Below are 15818 nucleotides of genomic sequence, written 5' to 3' on the forward strand. Positions count from 1 at the left end.
GAATATGCAACCAGTTGCCACTTTTTCTATCGTTGCCTTCGATCCTGAGCAGGGCGATGTTGGTGTGGCGGTTCAATCCAAGTTTCTTGCCGTTGGCTCGGTTGTCCCCTGGGCGCAAGCTGGTGTCGGTGGCCTTGCCACCCAGGCATGGGCCAATATTCGCTACGGCCCCGACGGGCTGAAACTGCTGGCCGAGGGGCTCTCCGCCGAACAGGTATGCGATCAGTTGATTGCCGATGATCCTGGACGCGATCAACGCCAGCTCGGCATCGTTGATGCGCAGGGCCGGGTTGCCGCCTATACCGGCAGCGCTTGTATGCCCTGGGCGGGGCATTATCTCGGCGCTGGCTATACCGTGCAAGGCAATATCCTCGCCGGGGCCAGGGTCGCCGAGGCGATCGCCGAGGCCTTTGAAATGGCCCAGGGTGAACTCGCCGAACGCCTGGTCATTGCGCTGGCAGCCGGCGAAGCAGCCGGCGGCGATCGCCGCGGGCGCCAGGCCGCCGCGCTCTATGTCGCACGCACCGGCGGTGCCTATGGTGGCAATCATGATCGTTATGTCGATTTGCGGGTTGACGATCACCCAGAGCCGATTGTTGAACTCGAACGCCTCCTCAGGCTCCACCGTCTCTATCTTACCACGTCAGATCCGGCGGCGCTGCTGCCCATTACGCCCGAATTGACCTGCGAGATCCAGACGATGCTCAGCGAGGCGGGCTATTACGCCGGCCCTGCTGATGGCAAGTTCGAGACCCTGACCCGCAGCGCCCTTGAGACCTATGGCGGGGTCGAGAATCTCGAAATGCGCCTCACTAGTCTCGATGAGCACAAAATCGACCCGCTTGTGCTCGATTTTATGCGCCGCAAACGAGAGTAAAATCCTGCAGTTGAACAACTATACTATTGCTCGTTGCAACAGTACATTGTCGACGACAACACGCGGATCGTTCCATCATCGGAACGAGTCGCATTATTGTTGTCTATGCTTATCTTAGCACTCGACTCGTGTTATGCAAAGCATTAGAATGTGCTTAAGCGACACCACAACGTTTGCTCGTGGTATACTCGTAGTGGGAATGATGACAGTTCAAGGCTGCGAGGTGCTGTCGTGACCGTATCAGTTCAGGCAAAGCCGCTGAACTGCTCGGCATCGAGCGCCTCGACTTCATCCGCCTGCTTGCCGAAGAAAAGACACCCTACCTCGACTACTCAGTCACTGAACTCGAAGCCGAGATCGAAACGCTTGCCCATGAGTGAATAGCCAGATACTCAGGCACTCGTGCAACTCGCCAAAAGCAATGGTTTGCACGTTTCTGTGGCAGGCAACGTCAGTGGAAAGCCATACCCGTGCCTCGCTTTACCTATTCATATCACGCTCATGAAGAGATGGAGCATCGCAGGATCCCACAATCCCTCGTAGATTCCGTCCTCGAAAACCCTCAGCAGGTAGTGCCAGAGGGCAATGGACGAGTTGCCTACCAATCTCAGGTTGATTTTGGTGGGGGCAAGATCTTCTTGCTCCGTGCCATTGTGGTTGACACTATTGACCCTGCTATCGTTGTTACGGTTTATCGCACCAGCAAGATCAGCAAATACTGGAAGACAATGCCATGAAAGTTACCTACGATGCCGAAGTAGATGTGTTGCGTCTCATCTTCAGTAATGCACCAATTGAGGAAAGTGATGAGGAGAAACCCGGTCTGATCCTCGACTATGATCAGGCAGGGAATATTGTCGGCATCGAAATCCTTGATGCCTCGAAGCGTACTGATAATCCGTTTGCAGTTGAGTATGCCGTCATCGGGAAAGCTGCTTAGTGCCGAGCCAGGCACGGGCTTCCCTACCCACGCCTGGCTTGCCAGCGTTCCCTCAGCCCTCCGCCAAGCACACGCAGAACCAACCCGGTCAAACCACAGTTCAAGGCTGCGAGGTACCGTCGTGACCGTATCAGTTCAGGCAAAGCCGCTGAACTGCTCGGCGCGGCAATCTGCAATCCAAAAGCTAAAACCTGCAATCTAAAACGAGGTGCCACCGCCTGCTAGCCTCGTCCAAGGGTTCCATGCAGCACTGCGTCGAGCAGCCGTCGTCGTGTCGCTTCGCTTGCGCTTAGGCTTACCTCGAGTTGGTCGCAGAAGGCCATCAGTTCGTCGACCCTCGCGACGATGCGGTGTTGCTCGGCGAGTGGGGGGAGGGGAACAACAAATTGGGTCAGGTCGGTAAGTCGAAAGCTGTTCTTGATGCCCCGCTGAGGCTTGTTAAACTGATCTTGCGCGAATGACGAGCGGAATAGCTCTGGCAAGTAGTGCCCTTTCATTTCGGGCATTAGCCGTACCATCGCTGTGTGCTGGTTAATGTATGCCTCGCCGAATCCCTCAGGGATTAAGCCGAGCATCCCCACATCGCCAGTTATTGAGATGAGGATGTCGCCAGATTCGAGGCGAGTTCGTGTGCCTTCACCATCAACCGGTGGCTTTACTCGCTGAACATTGCCAAGGCGAAGACGATAGTGATCTTTTGAAAGGTTTCCCATGCGAATAAAGATCGCCCCTTCAGGTGAATAGTGTTTCGCCCAGTCGCGTGAGCCACTGGTAACAAATTCGCTCAGATTGCCGAGGCGCGTCCACGCCCACCCATCGGGTAGTTCAAATGAGAGTTCATCCTCAGAAAGGAATGGTAGCAACTTCTCCCGCTTAATCCTCCCCGTTATCATCATCCGCGCCTTCTCCTCCTTTATCCGCCTCAACAACTCCGCCGCTGGCTCATCCGCCGGGTCTTGCGGCACGAGTTTGCCGCGCACGGCGAGGTTGAGAATGGTCTGGCGCAGGGCTTTGATCTGGTCGGGGCGGGTGGTGATTGCGCCGAGATGCTCCAAGGCAAACGCGGCGTGCGCGTGGAATGTCTGCGGGTCGGGGGTGGGCTGGCTCAGGCGGGCGAGGCTCGCTGCCGCCAGTCGGTCGCGGGTCGCTTCCCGCCGCGCCCGCGTTGCCTCGATCTGGTCGCACAGCGCCATGAGTTCGTCGACCTTCGCGACGATGCGGTGTTGCTCGGCGAGTGGGGGGAGGGGAAAGGGTGTCCGAATAATCTTTACTTTAGAAATATTTGGTTGAGCCCCCCCTTCACTCGCTGAGCGAAACTGTTCTCGCTGCGAAAGCAAGAATAAAAACAAGTAGTGACTGAAAACGCCAAGATAAGAGCTACAACCGCATACTGCCTGATTCGTAACAGCCTGCTCAGCCAAGACCGCAACCTTGCCAATAGTTGCGCCGTACATCGCGATCAGTACATCACCCGGCTTGTTTAAGCGAAACGAACCCTTTTTAATTGCCAACTCTGTAACTGTTTCTTCGGAACCAGCTAACTGTCGATTGTCATTGAGTTCACCGGACTTCAGCCACGTAATACCACCCCCATAGAAATCGGCATTACCGCGCAGTGGCGTAGAACCAGAACCCCAATCGCCGATCGACCCGAGACGTGTCCATATCCAGCTATCAGGAATAACGAACAGTGCTTCTTCGGAGTCTACCAGTTCAACATCAAATTTTCTTACCCCTCCCTTCTTTTCCCTACGCGCCTTCTCATTCTCGATCCGCTTCAGCAACTCTGTCGCTGGCTCATCCGCTGGATCCTGTGGCACAAGTTTGCCGCGCACGGCGAGGTCGAGGATGAAGCGGCGCAGTCGGACGATGGCATCAGGCGCGTCGGCGATGCGGTCGTAGTGGGTCAAGAGTTGGTCGGCGTTCATCGCAGCAGCGCCTCCGCCAAAATCGCCTTTAGCTGGTTGCGCAAAGAGGCTGTCTCGCTCTCGGCCCTGGTCAGTTCGGCGAGCAGTTGTTCGGGGTCGCCGTGGTTGTCCGCGACGGTATGGGGGTTCTTGATGTCGAGGTTATAGCCGCGTGCCTTTATCTCCTCGGCGGTGACCTGCCACGCCTGCGGTGTCTCTTCACGCCCTGTGCGCTGCGGCCCGCCCCACCAGGCGATGCACGGTTGCATATGCTCTAGCCTGATCGGCTTCGTCATCGAGTAGGCCTTTTGCCCCGCTGGCACCTGGTGTTCGTAGTACCAGATTGTCTCGGTCGGTTGGCCCTTTTCAAAGAAGAGCAGGTTGGTACCGATTGAGGCGTAGGGTTTGAAGACCGAGTTGGGCAGGCGCACAATCGTGTGCAGGTTGCACTCGGTCATCAAGTGCTCTTTGAGGCGTGTCTTGACGCCCTCGCCAAAGAGTGTGCCATCGGGTAGCACGACAGCAGCGCGGCCACCTGGCTTCAACAGGCGGATGATCAGGGCCAGAAAGAGATCCGCCGTCTCTTTCGTACGGAAGTGCTGCGGGAAGTTGCTCTCGATGCCGTCCTCTTCGCGCCCCCCAAAGGGCGGATTGGTCAGGACGATATCAACGCGATCTTTCTGCTCCCAGCTGATGTAGGGGCGGGCCAGAGTGTTGTCATGGCGCACGAAGCTCGGCGCTTCAATGCCGTGCAGCAGCATATTGGTCACGCAGAGCATATGCGGCAGTTGCTTCTTTTCAACGGCCCGCAGGCTTGCCTGCATCTGCTGTTCGTCCTCAGGAAGCTTCACATAGCGCGCGCGCATATGGCGGATCGCAGAGGTAAGAAAGCCGCCTGTCCCGCAGGCCGGGTCGAAGAGAAGCTCGCCTGGCCTAGGGTCGATGCGATCAACCATAAAGGCAGTGACGGCGCGAGGAGTGTAGTATTCGCCCGCGTTGCCAGCCGATTGCAGGTCGTTGAGGATCTGCTCGTAGATATCACCAAAGTGCTGGCGCTCGGTCAGGTTGTTGAAATCGATCCCATTGATCTTGTTCACCACCTGGCGCATCAACTGGCCGGACTTCATATAGTTGTAGGCGTCTTCAAACACATCGCGCACCACGCGCCGACGATCGTCGGGCTTGCCCGTCAAAGGCAGGTTCTTCAACTCGGGGAAGAGTTCATCGTTGACGAAGGTAAGCAGCGCCTGGCCAGTAAGACCTTCCGGGTCTGCCGCCCAGGTACGCCACTGCAAGCGCACGGGAATTGGTGAGCGATACGTCGCGTCCAGCAACTCCAGTTCCTGATCCTGGTCATCAATAATCTTGAGAAAGAACATCCAGCATAGCTGGCTAATGCGCTGGGCGTCACCATCAACACCCGTATCCTGGCGCATAATATCTTGAATGGACTTGACGAGGGTACGAACAGACATAGTTCAGGCGGTCTCCTGGTAGAGTGCAGCTTGCAAGTCGTGTACCGCGCGATCGAAGTCGTCGCGAGTACCAAAGGCTTTGATCAGTTGCGTCGGGGTGCCAAGGGCAGAAAAGGGCGGAATCTTGAGCACCTGCGGATCGTCGAGGTTGAGCATGCCCTCATCCTCATACTTCGCCAACAGAGCTTCAAGTACGGCACGAGCCTGAGAGCCGTATCGGGCAAAGACATCGCGTTTCTTGACCTTATCGGCCCGTTCGCGGCGCGTCAGCGGCTTTGCATCAAAAGCAAGGTGGCAGATCAGATCAAACGGATCGAAATCCTTGCCGACTTCATCGGCGAGCAGGTCAAGGCTCAACCCCTCGGCTGCCAACTCTTCGACAATCGCCTGCTTGCGCTCAATCGACTCCCAACGCTTCAAAAAAGCATTGAGGCTGACAAACCGCTTCTTGAGCGCCTTCTTGGTATAATCGTGCAGGCTCTCGGTAATGAGCTTGCCATACTCATCGAGGTATTCTACGCGCTCAGCAATAATCTTGACCGCGACCCCGTCCACATAGACTTTGCGTTGCCCGTAGTCACCCAGCGGGAAGCTGATGTCAGGCGGCCCAACAACAACCGTCTCCTCCTCGCCAGGCTCGGGGGCCAGCGGCTCGTCATCATCGCCAACGGGCACCTCGTCTTCAGGCGGAGTGAGCGGATCGCTCTCGCCGGGCTCGTAGATCTGCACCGGCTCGCCGTCAAACTCCGGGTCAGCAAAGTGGTTCGTCGCGCCACGGAAGTCCATCAGGGTAAAATAGTACTTGCGCGTATCTTCATGCACGCGAGTACCGCGCCCAACGATCTGCTTGAACTCAGTCATCGAGCCAACCTCGCGGTCGAGCACAATCAACCGACAGGTCTGTGCATCCACACCGGTCGAAAGCAGACGCGAGGTTGTAACAATGACCGGATGCGATGCCTCCGGGTCGATAAAATTGCCAAGTTGCGCCTGGCCCTCGGCGTCGGCCCCAGTAATCCGCATGACATAGCGATAATTCGCGGCCACGAGGTCGGCATTCTCATTAATCAAAGCCTGGCGCATGCGTGCGGCGTGCTCTTGGTCAACACAGAAGACGATCGTTTTCTGGAAGCGGTCGCCACTCTCCTTCAGGAAAGACGTCACCTTGCGGGCCACCACCTTCGTCCGCTCATCAAGCACAAGCGTACGGTCAAAATCCTTGACATTATAGATCCGGTCTTCGACCTCATCGCCCTCGCGGTCGCGCTGACCGCGCTCAGGGCGATAGCCCGCGACATCGCGGTCAATATGCACCTTGACCACCTTGTAGGGCGCGAGGAAGCCATCGCGGATCCCTTGCTTGAGCGAATAGGAGTAGACCGGCTCGCCAAAGTAATGGATATTAGAGACATAGCGGGTCTCCTTCGGGGTCGCAGTGAGACCAATCTGCGTCGCCGCAGCAAAATACTCGAGGATCTCACGCCAGGCCGAATCCTCCGCCGCGCTCCCACGATGGCACTCATCGATCACAATCAGGTCAAAAAAACCAGGCGAAAACTCCCGAAACAGTTTTTGGCGCTCCTCAGGGCCAGTAATCGCCTGGTAAAGACCGAGGTAAATCTCATAGGCTGTATCAATGCGGCGCTTCTTATCAAGCGCGAGGGGCAAATCCTCAGTCGTACCATCACTGCGCTCGATCGTCTTCGCGCTCGTCGAAAGCCGGGCCATCGCCGCACCAAACGGGCGGAAATCATTAACCATCGTCTGATCGACCAGCACATTGCGGTCAGCAAGGAAAAGAATGCGCTGCTTACGTCCCGCCTTCCAGAGACGCCAGATAATCTGGAAGGCCGTATAGGTCTTGCCAGTCCCCGTCGCCATAACGAGCAGAACCCGCTCCTGCCCTCTGGCGATAGCCTCGATAGCCGCATTAACCGCACTCACCTGATAATAACGCGGAGCCTTGCCGCCGCCGTCATCGAAATAATCCTGAAGCACAAGCGCCTCAGCCTCGGGCGTCAGACCCTTCCAGGCTCGATAGCGGCCCCAGAGTTCTGCCGGTGAAGGAAAGGCATATAGACTCAACGTCTCCTCAAGCTGCGCGCCGGTGCCAGTGCGGTCGTGGAACACAAAACCATCGCCATTCGACGCGAAGACAAAGGGGATATCAAGTGTCTGAGCATAGTCAAGAGCCTGTTGCATACCATCGCCAACACTATGGGTATTATCCTTCGCCTCAATAATGGCAACCGGAAGATTGGGCTTATAGTAAAGAATATAATCAGCGCGCTTCCCCTTGCCGCGCGTCACCAACTTGCCACGCACAATAATGCGGCCATTCGTAAAGCTCACCTCTTCGCGGATCTGCGCCAACTCATCCCAACCCGCCCGACGCAGGGCAGGCGTAATGAATTTCGTACAAATATCACGCTCGCTGAGGCTCTTTTTATCCATTGGCTTTAGCTGGCTTCCAGCCCATTACCTACCTCTCCGGCGCAACCAGCGGTGTTGCCGTTGGCCCCGGGGCAGGCGGAGGAGCCAGCAGGTCGCTCAGGCGGCGCACGTCGCTCCAGTTGGTCTGGCTTTCAACGGGGGCAATCGGGGTGTAGAGGGTGTCAAGGGCAAAGACTTGCACGGCAAAGCGTTGCCCGTCAAGCGTGATGATCCGGCTCTCGTCCATCGGGACGCCCAGGGGTCGCCCGGCCCGCGCTTCGGCGAGCATATATTGGTGGAAGGCCCAGTTGGGGTAGTAGACCACCGATGAGGCCAGGAAGGTTTCGCTGATCAGGGCTTGATCGAGTGGGCCGGTATAGGCGCGGAGCGTGACATCGGCACCGGCGTTCGCACTGCCACTCCACGAGGCGACTTGTCGCCGAATAGCATTGATGTAGGCCGTCGGCACATTGCCGTCCGATGTGGGCGCATAGACTGGCACGGCTTTCTCGACGGTATCCATACCACGATTGATATAACCCAGCATCAGTTCTGACCAGTCACGGACACTGTCTTGCCAGGTGGCATACCGCGCAAAGCCGTCAACAAGGCCTGCGTTGCGTTCCTGTTTGATATGCCGACGCAGCATGCCCCAGTTTTGCAACCCCGAACGGGCACAGCGCCCGGTGGTGCAATACTGACTCTCGTGCTGAAAAAAGGCGAGCGCAACCGCCGGATCAAGCCCATAGCCACGAATAATATCGTAGAGTTCGTTGCCATACGGGGCGGCGGGCGAACCGGCATTCGCCAGGATGCGGCTGAAATTGGTCTGTGAGATCCGGGGCGCGGCGCGAAAGGTCAACCCCTGGCTCTGCGCAGATGCCGCAGGGGGCAAGGCTGTGACGCCAACGATGATCCCGGCGAGGGCCACCATCGCGACGAGTAGGCCAAGCCGACGACTCTCACGCTGCAACAGGGCAGGGAGGCGCAAGGCAAGCAGCGAAACAGCCATCCACGCGAGCACAATCGCAGACTGTTGCAACTGAAGCGGCGTAAGCAGACCGAGGAGGAGCAAGGGCACCAGACTGATGCCCAGCAGAACGAGGATCGTCAGCGCAAGTGGTTCGCCATGGGTACGCCAACGCATGAGCTTTGCTTTCCTGGACTACGCCCGCAGGCCAGCAAAGCTGGCCTGCGGGCGTAGTCCAACCAATCAGCTTCCGGGAAGCTCTCAAGCTTCCCGGAAGCTTTACACAACCCCTTCCAGCCGATCTTCGAGATCGGCGTAGAGTTCGCGCAGGCGATCAAGGGTTTCGTCATCGGTCTGCCACATACCACGGGTATTGGCCTCGAGCAAGCGCCCGACGGCATTGCGCGTCGCCTCGGGATTCGCCGCCTCGAGGCGCTGCCGCATCGCATCGTCGAGCACAAAGGTGGACGCTGCCTCATCATAGACCCAATTGTCCACCGCCTCGGTCGTCGCACTCCAGCCGAGCATATAGGTAAAGCGGTGCGCAATCTCGGCAGCCCCGTTGTGCCCATGCTTGAGCATCCCCTCATACCATTTGGGGTTGAGCAACTTGGTACGGTACTCGACGCGCAACACCTGGTCAAGATTCTGTATCTTGGTTTCGGCGGTATAGCTCTCGACATAGTTAAGCGGCACGTGCTGGCCGGTGGCGCGTTCAGCGGCTGCCTTGAGCGCACCGGAATAGCCATAGTAGTGCTGCATATCAGTCAGGCCATACTCAACACTGTCAATCTCCTGGGCCACCCGACCCACAGTGCCAAGCAACGAACGCAGGACTTCCGGCTGAGCACCGCCCGCCTTGTCGCCACCAAAAGCAAAAGCGTTGCGCTTAATAAAGAGCTCTTCCAGCTCCTGGCGATCTTCCCAGGCACTGCCGTCAATGGCCTCATCAACATCGGTGCCATAGGTACCCTCGGCCTGCGTAAAGATCCGTGCGGTTGCGGCTTCCAGGGTCTTGCCCTCAGCCAGCATCGCATTGACATGTTTGCGAATAAAATTCTGATCTTCAGGCTCATCAGCCACCGCCGCCTCGCGCACCAGCCGGTCAAGGATATCGATCGTCCCGGCGAAGGTATCACGAAAAATCCCCGACGCCGTCATCAGGACATCAATACGGGGGCGCCCAAGTTCTTCCAGGGGAATCAGGCTATAGCGCCCAATCTTGCCCTGACCATCTTTGACCGGGCGGGCACCCATCAGGCCAAGCACGATCCCGATGGACTCACCCTTCGTCTTAATCGCATCAAGGCCCCAGAGCACCTGAGCAATCGTCTCGGGGTACTCACCCTGTTCGGCAACGTGCGCTGCGATCAGCGATTCAGCGATCCGGACACCGCGTTCATAGGCGCTATCCGAAGGCACACGGAAGGGGTCGAGGCTATGGATATTACGGCCCGTGGGCAACACGGCCATACCATCGCGGATCAAGTCGCCACCAGGAGCAGCGGGAATATACTTGCCGTCAAGCCCGTGGAGCAGATAATCAAGCTCTTGCGTATTATCACGCAGGGCCGCGAGCATCGCCCGCCCGTGTTCAGCCAGCGGATTGAGCGCCATCGACCAGGGGACAACCTCGGTGAGCCCAAAGATCGCCCGCCAGGCACTATCGGGGTTTTCGCCATCGAGGATCGCCCGGCGCACAAAGGCATGGCAACCTGCCTCAATGCGGTCACGCAGCGCAAGAGCATGGACATCACCGCGACGTGCGGATGCCAGCATACCCGTATAATCACCAAAGCTCGACACGACACCATTGCTATCTGGCCCATTGCCCACAGCGGTCAGCGCCAGATCACCAAGGCCCATATTGCCATCACGCGGAATCTTGAGTGCCTCGGCGATCAGGGTCAACTGCTGATCGGGGGGCGGCGCACTCCCCATCACGTGCAGACTATCGGTAATCAGCGTATTCTCGAGTTCACGCAGGTAGGCATACGCACGTGAGACAAACGCACTGAACGACTCATCAGGAAGTTGCGCCAGCTCGACGTCAAGATTGAGCAACTCGATCTTCTGCTGGATCGCCAGCATCGCCGGATGCTCACCGGTCTCAGCTTCAACCTCACCACGCTCACCGCGGCTCCGCTGTTCATCAAGCAGATCCTTAAGCGCCTGCAACTCTTTATAGAGCCCGGCGCGGCCATAGGGCGGGATCGCGTGGCCGATGATCGTCGCATACCCGCGACGCTTGGCGATATTAGCCTCAGCCGGATTATTGATCGGATAGACATAGAAATTGGGCAACGTACCAAGCAACACATCAGGCCAGCAATGCTCGGTCATCCCGAGTTGCACCCCCGGCATCCACTCAGACGTCCCATGCATCCCAACATGGACAAGCGCATGGGCACCGAACTCTTCGCTGAGGTACTTATAGAAGAGCGCATACTGATGGTGGGGCGTATTCTCGCGGTCAAAGAGCAGCCGCATCGGGTCACCGGGCATGCCAATCATCGGCTGGATACCGACATACACATTGCCGATGTGCATCCCACCGAGGCGCACACGGTCGCGGCCAGCGGGAGCGATATCACCGGGGAACGACCCCCAGCGACTATTGATGCGCTCTTGATCCTGGGGGCGGATCCAGCGATAGAACGCTTCATTATTGACCGTTGGCAGATTGAGGGGCGGATGGCCGGGGGGCAGCTCAGGCATATCAGCCCGCAGGGTGGCCTCAAGGCAGCGGGCAAACTGAACGGGATCACGCGGATAATCACCGACCGTATAGCCAGCGGCACGCATCCGATCAAGCAGCGCAATCAGGCTAGATGGCACATCAAGCAGGGCTGCCGTTGCCACATTGCCCTGTCCGGGCGGATAATTGTAGACGACCAGGGCGACCTTCTTGTCACGATTCGGCGTCTTACGCAGCCGCACATAACCACTGGTCTGCTCACCAAGGCGATTCAGGCGGTCGGGCACCGTCCCAATCTCACTGCCCCGCATCCCACCGAGCACCACCGGCGCAATCGCGCCATCCATCTCGGGCAACGCATACATCATCGTCGCCTGGATCGGCCCGACGCCGTGCTCACGCCAATTCTCTTCATCTTGCACGAAGAGTGGCGAAGAGACGATATAGGGAACATCAAGCTTGCTCAGCAACTCACGGGCCACGGCGACAGTCAGACCAGCCTTGGTTGAACCAGCGGGGCCGCCAACGAGGGGGAAACCCATCGTATTGATCACCGCATCGACGTGCATCCGCCCGAGCCACTCACGGACAACAACGTGGCCTTCGATGCCCTGGACAAAGATGGGCAGCACACGGAGATTGGCCGCCTCGAGGGCGCGCACGACATCATTGTGATAATGGGTACCACCGAGGATATGGCTACGGAACGAGAGCACGGCCACGGTACCGAGTGGTTCGGCCCCCTTCTTGCCGCCATTGCTCCGTTTGCGCCGCTCGCGCTCCCACTTCTCATACTCATCAGGTTTCGCAAAATATTTTGGCGCATCGGGATGAGCAAAACCCATATCGGGCACCTGGACGGGAGGGGGCACCTGCAATTTGGGCATATTGCAATACTCACGGAGAATGAGCTTGAACATGCTCGCCGTATTAGCGACATTGCGCGTATTCCAATAGGTGGTGACATTCGTCCAGTTACGGAAATCGGTCAGGCGCTTGCCTGGCAGAAAATTGACCAGCTTGCTGGTAATCTTCTGGAGCTTGACATAGCCATAGAACGCATCTTCTTCGCGGTTACCGACGAGCAGACGGGCGACATTCTGCACCGGTTTGGGCATCCCACCGCCACCGCCCTTGCCGCCCATCGCATAATTGCCAACCTTGGTAAGGCGCATGACCTCAGGGACACCCTCGAAACAAAAGACAATCGGCGGATCGTGACGCTGAACCACAGGAACCAGCCACTCGGTACTTTCAGCGAGCGTAATCAGCGAAGAAAAGAAACATGAACAACGAGCGATCGCCGCCTCAACCTCATCGGGTCGCTGTTGAATATCACGATCTTCAAAGACACGCAGCCGAAAACTTGGTACCTCTTTACGTACCTCAGCTTCGGCAGCCGTAAAGAGATCCTGGCTGTAACGCTGCAAACCCAGTACCATCACAAACTCATGCGCCATTGCTTTACCTCGCTTCTCAGGCACAGAACGTATAAAGATCTAGCGTACATTATCGGTGAAATGTACGGAAAGAACAAACTTTGCATTCTATGAACAAAAGAAGAACTAGCCAAGACGATGATAGCCTGAGCGATAGTAGAGCAACGGATTACCCTCGTAGCACTGCGCAGCGATCACCTCACCGATAAAAATCGTATGATCACCCCCGGGCAACGTACTGTGAACGTCACACTCGATATGGGCGAGCACGCCACGTAACAGGGGCAACCCATTGGGCGAAATATCAAAAGTCCCACTGGTAAACTTCTCGGCCTCTTCACTAGCAAAGCGGCGCGAGATATACTCTTGATCTTCTGCCAGAATATTAACGGCATAGCGACCCGAGGTACTAATCACCGCGTGACTACCGGCACGATGATCAATCGAAACGAGCACGAGCATGGGATTGAGTGAAAGTGAGGTAAACGAACTAACCGTCAACCCGGCTGGACGACCTTCATAGACCGAAGTAACAACCGTAACTCCGGAAGGAAACCGCCCCATCACTTGACGAAACCGCGATTGGTCAATCATCCTCTGTTATACCTCTATCTCTACATCTTGTAACAGTCACCATCTCAAAGGCTATTTTCATTGTACCTCAACTTCCACATGTGCGCCTTGTATAATGTGTCAGCTTCATGTATAATAGTTAATATTTGGTTAGGGGGCATCCGGACGGTCGGAGACACCTGCCACATCAAATGCAATAACTCGTACCTATACCGTGCTCTGAAGCGAATCTCAGTCTTTAAATTCATAATATGTATCATTACCATAACGAATAGATCTAGATTTTTCTTCAACAAATAGGAAAAATGGTGTTATAATTGCATGACTAACAGCATAAGATTCGGATTAACAAACTATGTTGTTTTAGTCTACCATGTAGCCCCGCACAGTCTCATCCACTGTACAAACTGACAGCAATGCGGGTAAGCGGGTAGAGGTATTGTTGGTATCGTCAACAACCGTGTTGACTGTGTGGATCGTCAGGGTGAGAAGATTGTAGCGGAGGATTAGAATGGTAGATCTGAAGGATTATACGCTGGACGTTGACCTGAAGCAGGGCGTCGTGCCGATCTCCAAGGCCGCATCATCGTTGGCCGCACTGATCAAGCGTTCACGGGCCAACCATCAGCCCATTATTGTGACGCAAAAAGGCTATCCAACTGGTGTCATTCTTGATGTTGATCTCTTTACTGCCCTACGTGAACTTGCCGATATTCATCTTGAGAATGAGACAGTTGAAGGCGCAGCAGATCCTGACGCTAGTGCATAATAGGTAGCGGTAAAACCTCGCATACAAATACAAAAGAAAGAAGGTGAAGAACGAGGTTCTTCACCTTCTTCTTTTGTTGTGCTCGCCAGGTGAGGGGGCTTCTTCGGGCGGTTCCTGCGACTCTTCGCCTGAAAGGGCCTGAGGGTCAAGGGCAGTGAGCGTTGGCGAGGAAGCGGGACGAGGAGGTTGACGTTGCTCACGCCACGCCAGTCGTTCGCGTACACGGCTCTCGAAACCGCGGTCGGTCGGCTCATAATAGACGCGGCCCTCAAGATTGGGGGGCAGGTGAGTCTGTTCACTCCGGCCTTCGGCGAGGTCGTGGGCATATTCGTAGCCCTTGCCGTACCCAAGGCCCTTCATCAAGCGGGTCGGCGCGTTCCGCAGATGCAGGGGCACCGGTTCGTTACGGGTTTCGGCGACATCCTTGAGCGCCGCCCCATACGCCCGATAGACGGCATTGCTCTTGGGGGCCTGACAGAGATAGACGACCGCCTGGGCAAGCGCCAGATCACCCTCGGGTTGGCCCATAAAGTGGATCGCCTGCTGTGCCGCGATGGTCTGCGGCAACGCGGCTGGATCAGCCATGCCAATATCTTCCAGGGCCATGCGGACGATGCGCCGCGCAATGTAGAGCGGGTCTTCGCCCCCATCCAACATCCGCCCAAGCCAGTAGAGCGCCCCATCAGGATCGCTATCGCGCACGCTTTTGTGCAGGGCCGAGATTGCATCGTAGTGCAATTCGCCGTGCTTATCATAGCGAGTCGCCCGGGTCTGCAAGGCATCACGAAGATCATCGAGCGTAATCAAACGCTTATCGCCAAGACTCGGTGGCTTGGACATGACTGCTGCTTCGAGCGCATTGAGTGCGGTACGGGCATCGCCATTGGACATATTGACCAGATAGCCACGGGCATCGGCAGCAAGCATGACTTTGAATGAACCGAGCCCGCGAACCTCATCGGCCAGCGCCCGATCAACCAGTTGCCCCATCGCCTCATCGCTCAAGGCTTCAAGCTGAAAGACCCGCGCCCGCGAAAGCAGGGCGTTATTCACTTCAAAGGAGGGGTTCTCGGTCGTCGCACCGATGAGCGTGAGCGTGCCATCTTCCACAAAGGGCAACACTGCATCCTGCTGCGCCTTGTTGAAACGATGGATCTCATCAATGAAAAGCACCGTCCGCTGCTGAAACATCCCCAGGCGATCCTGCGCTTCCTGGATGACCCGCCGCAGATCAGTGACGCCGGCACTCACCGCGCTCAATGGCTCGAAATGGGCACTGGTACTCGCCGCCATAATGCGGGCCAGCGTTGTCTTGCCACTGCCAGGCGGCCCCCAGAGGATGATCGAAAAGAGCTGATCGGCCATGATCGCCCGCCGCAGGAGGCGTCCTTCGCCAACCAGAGCCTCTTGCCCGAGATACTCATCAAGGGTACGCGGTCGCATCCGTGCCGCCAGCGGTGCTTGATGTTCAAGCGCCTGCGCACGTTGCGCATCAAAGAGCGTTGGACCTGTCGAGCCACGTTTTGGAGGCATAATCTGTCACCTGCTGAGGCGAACCCAGTTGCCTTGAATTGTACCACAGCCGCCGGGGGCACGGGCGAGCCGGGGGCACGGGCGAGCCGGGGGCACGGGCGAGCCGTGCCCCGCCCGCCGCCCCGTGCCCCGCCCGCCCCGCCGTGCCCCCCCCCCCGCCCCCTACGGGGACGGGGGCGCCGTGCCCCTACCGCCGCGCCCTGG

General features: G+C 57.2%; 12 protein-coding genes. 5 read left to right on the top strand and 7 right to left on the bottom strand.

Annotation, left to right across the window (positions count from 1 at the left end; all coding sequences use genetic code 11):
- Positions 1-4: 4 nt before the first annotated feature.
- From EYB53_RS19865 to EYB53_RS19880, 4 genes are all read left to right on the top strand, one after another.
- On the top strand, positions 5-877 hold the full coding sequence (locus tag EYB53_RS19865; protein ID WP_097650641.1) for a DUF1028 domain-containing protein: 873 nt from the start codon (positions 5-7) through the stop codon (positions 875-877).
- Positions 878-1116: 239 nt separating this feature from the next.
- Positions 1117-1257 (top strand): UPF0175 family protein, encoded by a 141-nt coding sequence (locus EYB53_RS26670; protein ID WP_135480296.1) that lies wholly within the window; start codon positions 1117-1119, stop codon positions 1255-1257.
- A gap of 90 nt (positions 1258-1347) precedes the next feature.
- Complete coding sequence (locus EYB53_RS19875) at positions 1348-1614, top strand: DUF4258 domain-containing protein (protein WP_371879139.1); 267 nt, start codon at positions 1348-1350, stop codon at positions 1612-1614.
- Positions 1611-1817 carry a DUF2283 domain-containing protein gene (locus tag EYB53_RS19880; RefSeq protein WP_135480266.1) on the top strand — a complete coding sequence of 69 codons (207 nt, stop codon included), beginning with the start codon at positions 1611-1613 and terminating at the stop codon, positions 1815-1817. The genes EYB53_RS19875 and EYB53_RS19880 overlap by 4 nt, the downstream gene beginning before the upstream one ends.
- A 221-nt stretch (positions 1818-2038) precedes the next feature.
- On the opposite strand, the gene EYB53_RS19885 is transcribed toward EYB53_RS19880, so the two are convergent.
- The 6 genes from EYB53_RS19885 to EYB53_RS19910 form a co-directional block, all read right to left on the bottom strand.
- A complete protein-coding gene (locus tag EYB53_RS19885) occupies positions 2039-3745 on the bottom strand; it encodes a restriction endonuclease subunit S (RefSeq protein ID WP_135480268.1) in 1707 nt (568 codons plus the stop codon).
- Complete coding sequence (locus EYB53_RS19890; protein WP_135480278.1) at positions 3742-5199, bottom strand: N-6 DNA methylase; 1458 nt, start codon at positions 5197-5199, stop codon at positions 3742-3744. The genes EYB53_RS19885 and EYB53_RS19890 overlap by 4 nt, the downstream gene beginning before the upstream one ends.
- A 3-nt stretch (positions 5200-5202) precedes the next feature.
- The gene (hsdR, locus tag EYB53_RS19895; protein WP_135480280.1) at positions 5203-7653 is read right to left on the bottom strand and encodes an EcoAI/FtnUII family type I restriction enzme subunit R; all 2451 of its coding nucleotides are present in this window, start codon (positions 7651-7653) and stop codon (positions 5203-5205) included.
- A 28-nt stretch (positions 7654-7681) separates the two neighbouring features.
- A complete protein-coding gene (locus tag EYB53_RS19900; RefSeq protein WP_135480282.1) occupies positions 7682-8779 on the bottom strand; it encodes a glucosaminidase domain-containing protein in 1098 nt (365 codons plus the stop codon).
- A 102-nt stretch (positions 8780-8881) separates the two neighbouring features.
- The gene (gene bchH / locus EYB53_RS19905; RefSeq protein ID WP_135480284.1) at positions 8882-12760 is read right to left on the bottom strand and encodes a magnesium chelatase subunit H; all 3879 of its coding nucleotides are present in this window, start codon (positions 12758-12760) and stop codon (positions 8882-8884) included.
- 105 nt (positions 12761-12865) lie between these two features.
- Positions 12866-13333: a flavin reductase family protein gene (locus EYB53_RS19910; protein WP_135480287.1), complete on the bottom strand. Its 468-nt coding sequence runs from the start codon at positions 13331-13333 to the stop codon at positions 12866-12868.
- 490 nt (positions 13334-13823) lie between these two features.
- Between EYB53_RS19910 and EYB53_RS19915 the strand changes: the two genes are divergently transcribed.
- Positions 13824-14081, top strand: coding sequence for a type II toxin-antitoxin system Phd/YefM family antitoxin (locus EYB53_RS19915; protein ID WP_135480289.1), 258 nt, complete (start codon positions 13824-13826; stop codon positions 14079-14081).
- A gap of 60 nt (positions 14082-14141) precedes the next feature.
- Here the strand turns inward: EYB53_RS19915 and EYB53_RS19920 are convergent, their stop codons facing one another.
- Positions 14142-15614: a replication-associated recombination protein A gene (locus tag EYB53_RS19920; RefSeq protein ID WP_135480292.1), complete on the bottom strand. Its 1473-nt coding sequence runs from the start codon at positions 15612-15614 to the stop codon at positions 14142-14144.
- Positions 15615-15818: the final 204 nt, after the last annotated feature.

Origin of the sequence: Candidatus Chloroploca mongolica (genome assembly GCF_004762035.2) — a bacterium.
In the GTDB taxonomy this organism is placed as follows: Bacteria; Chloroflexota; Chloroflexia; order Chloroflexales; family Chloroflexaceae; genus Chloroploca; species Chloroploca mongolica.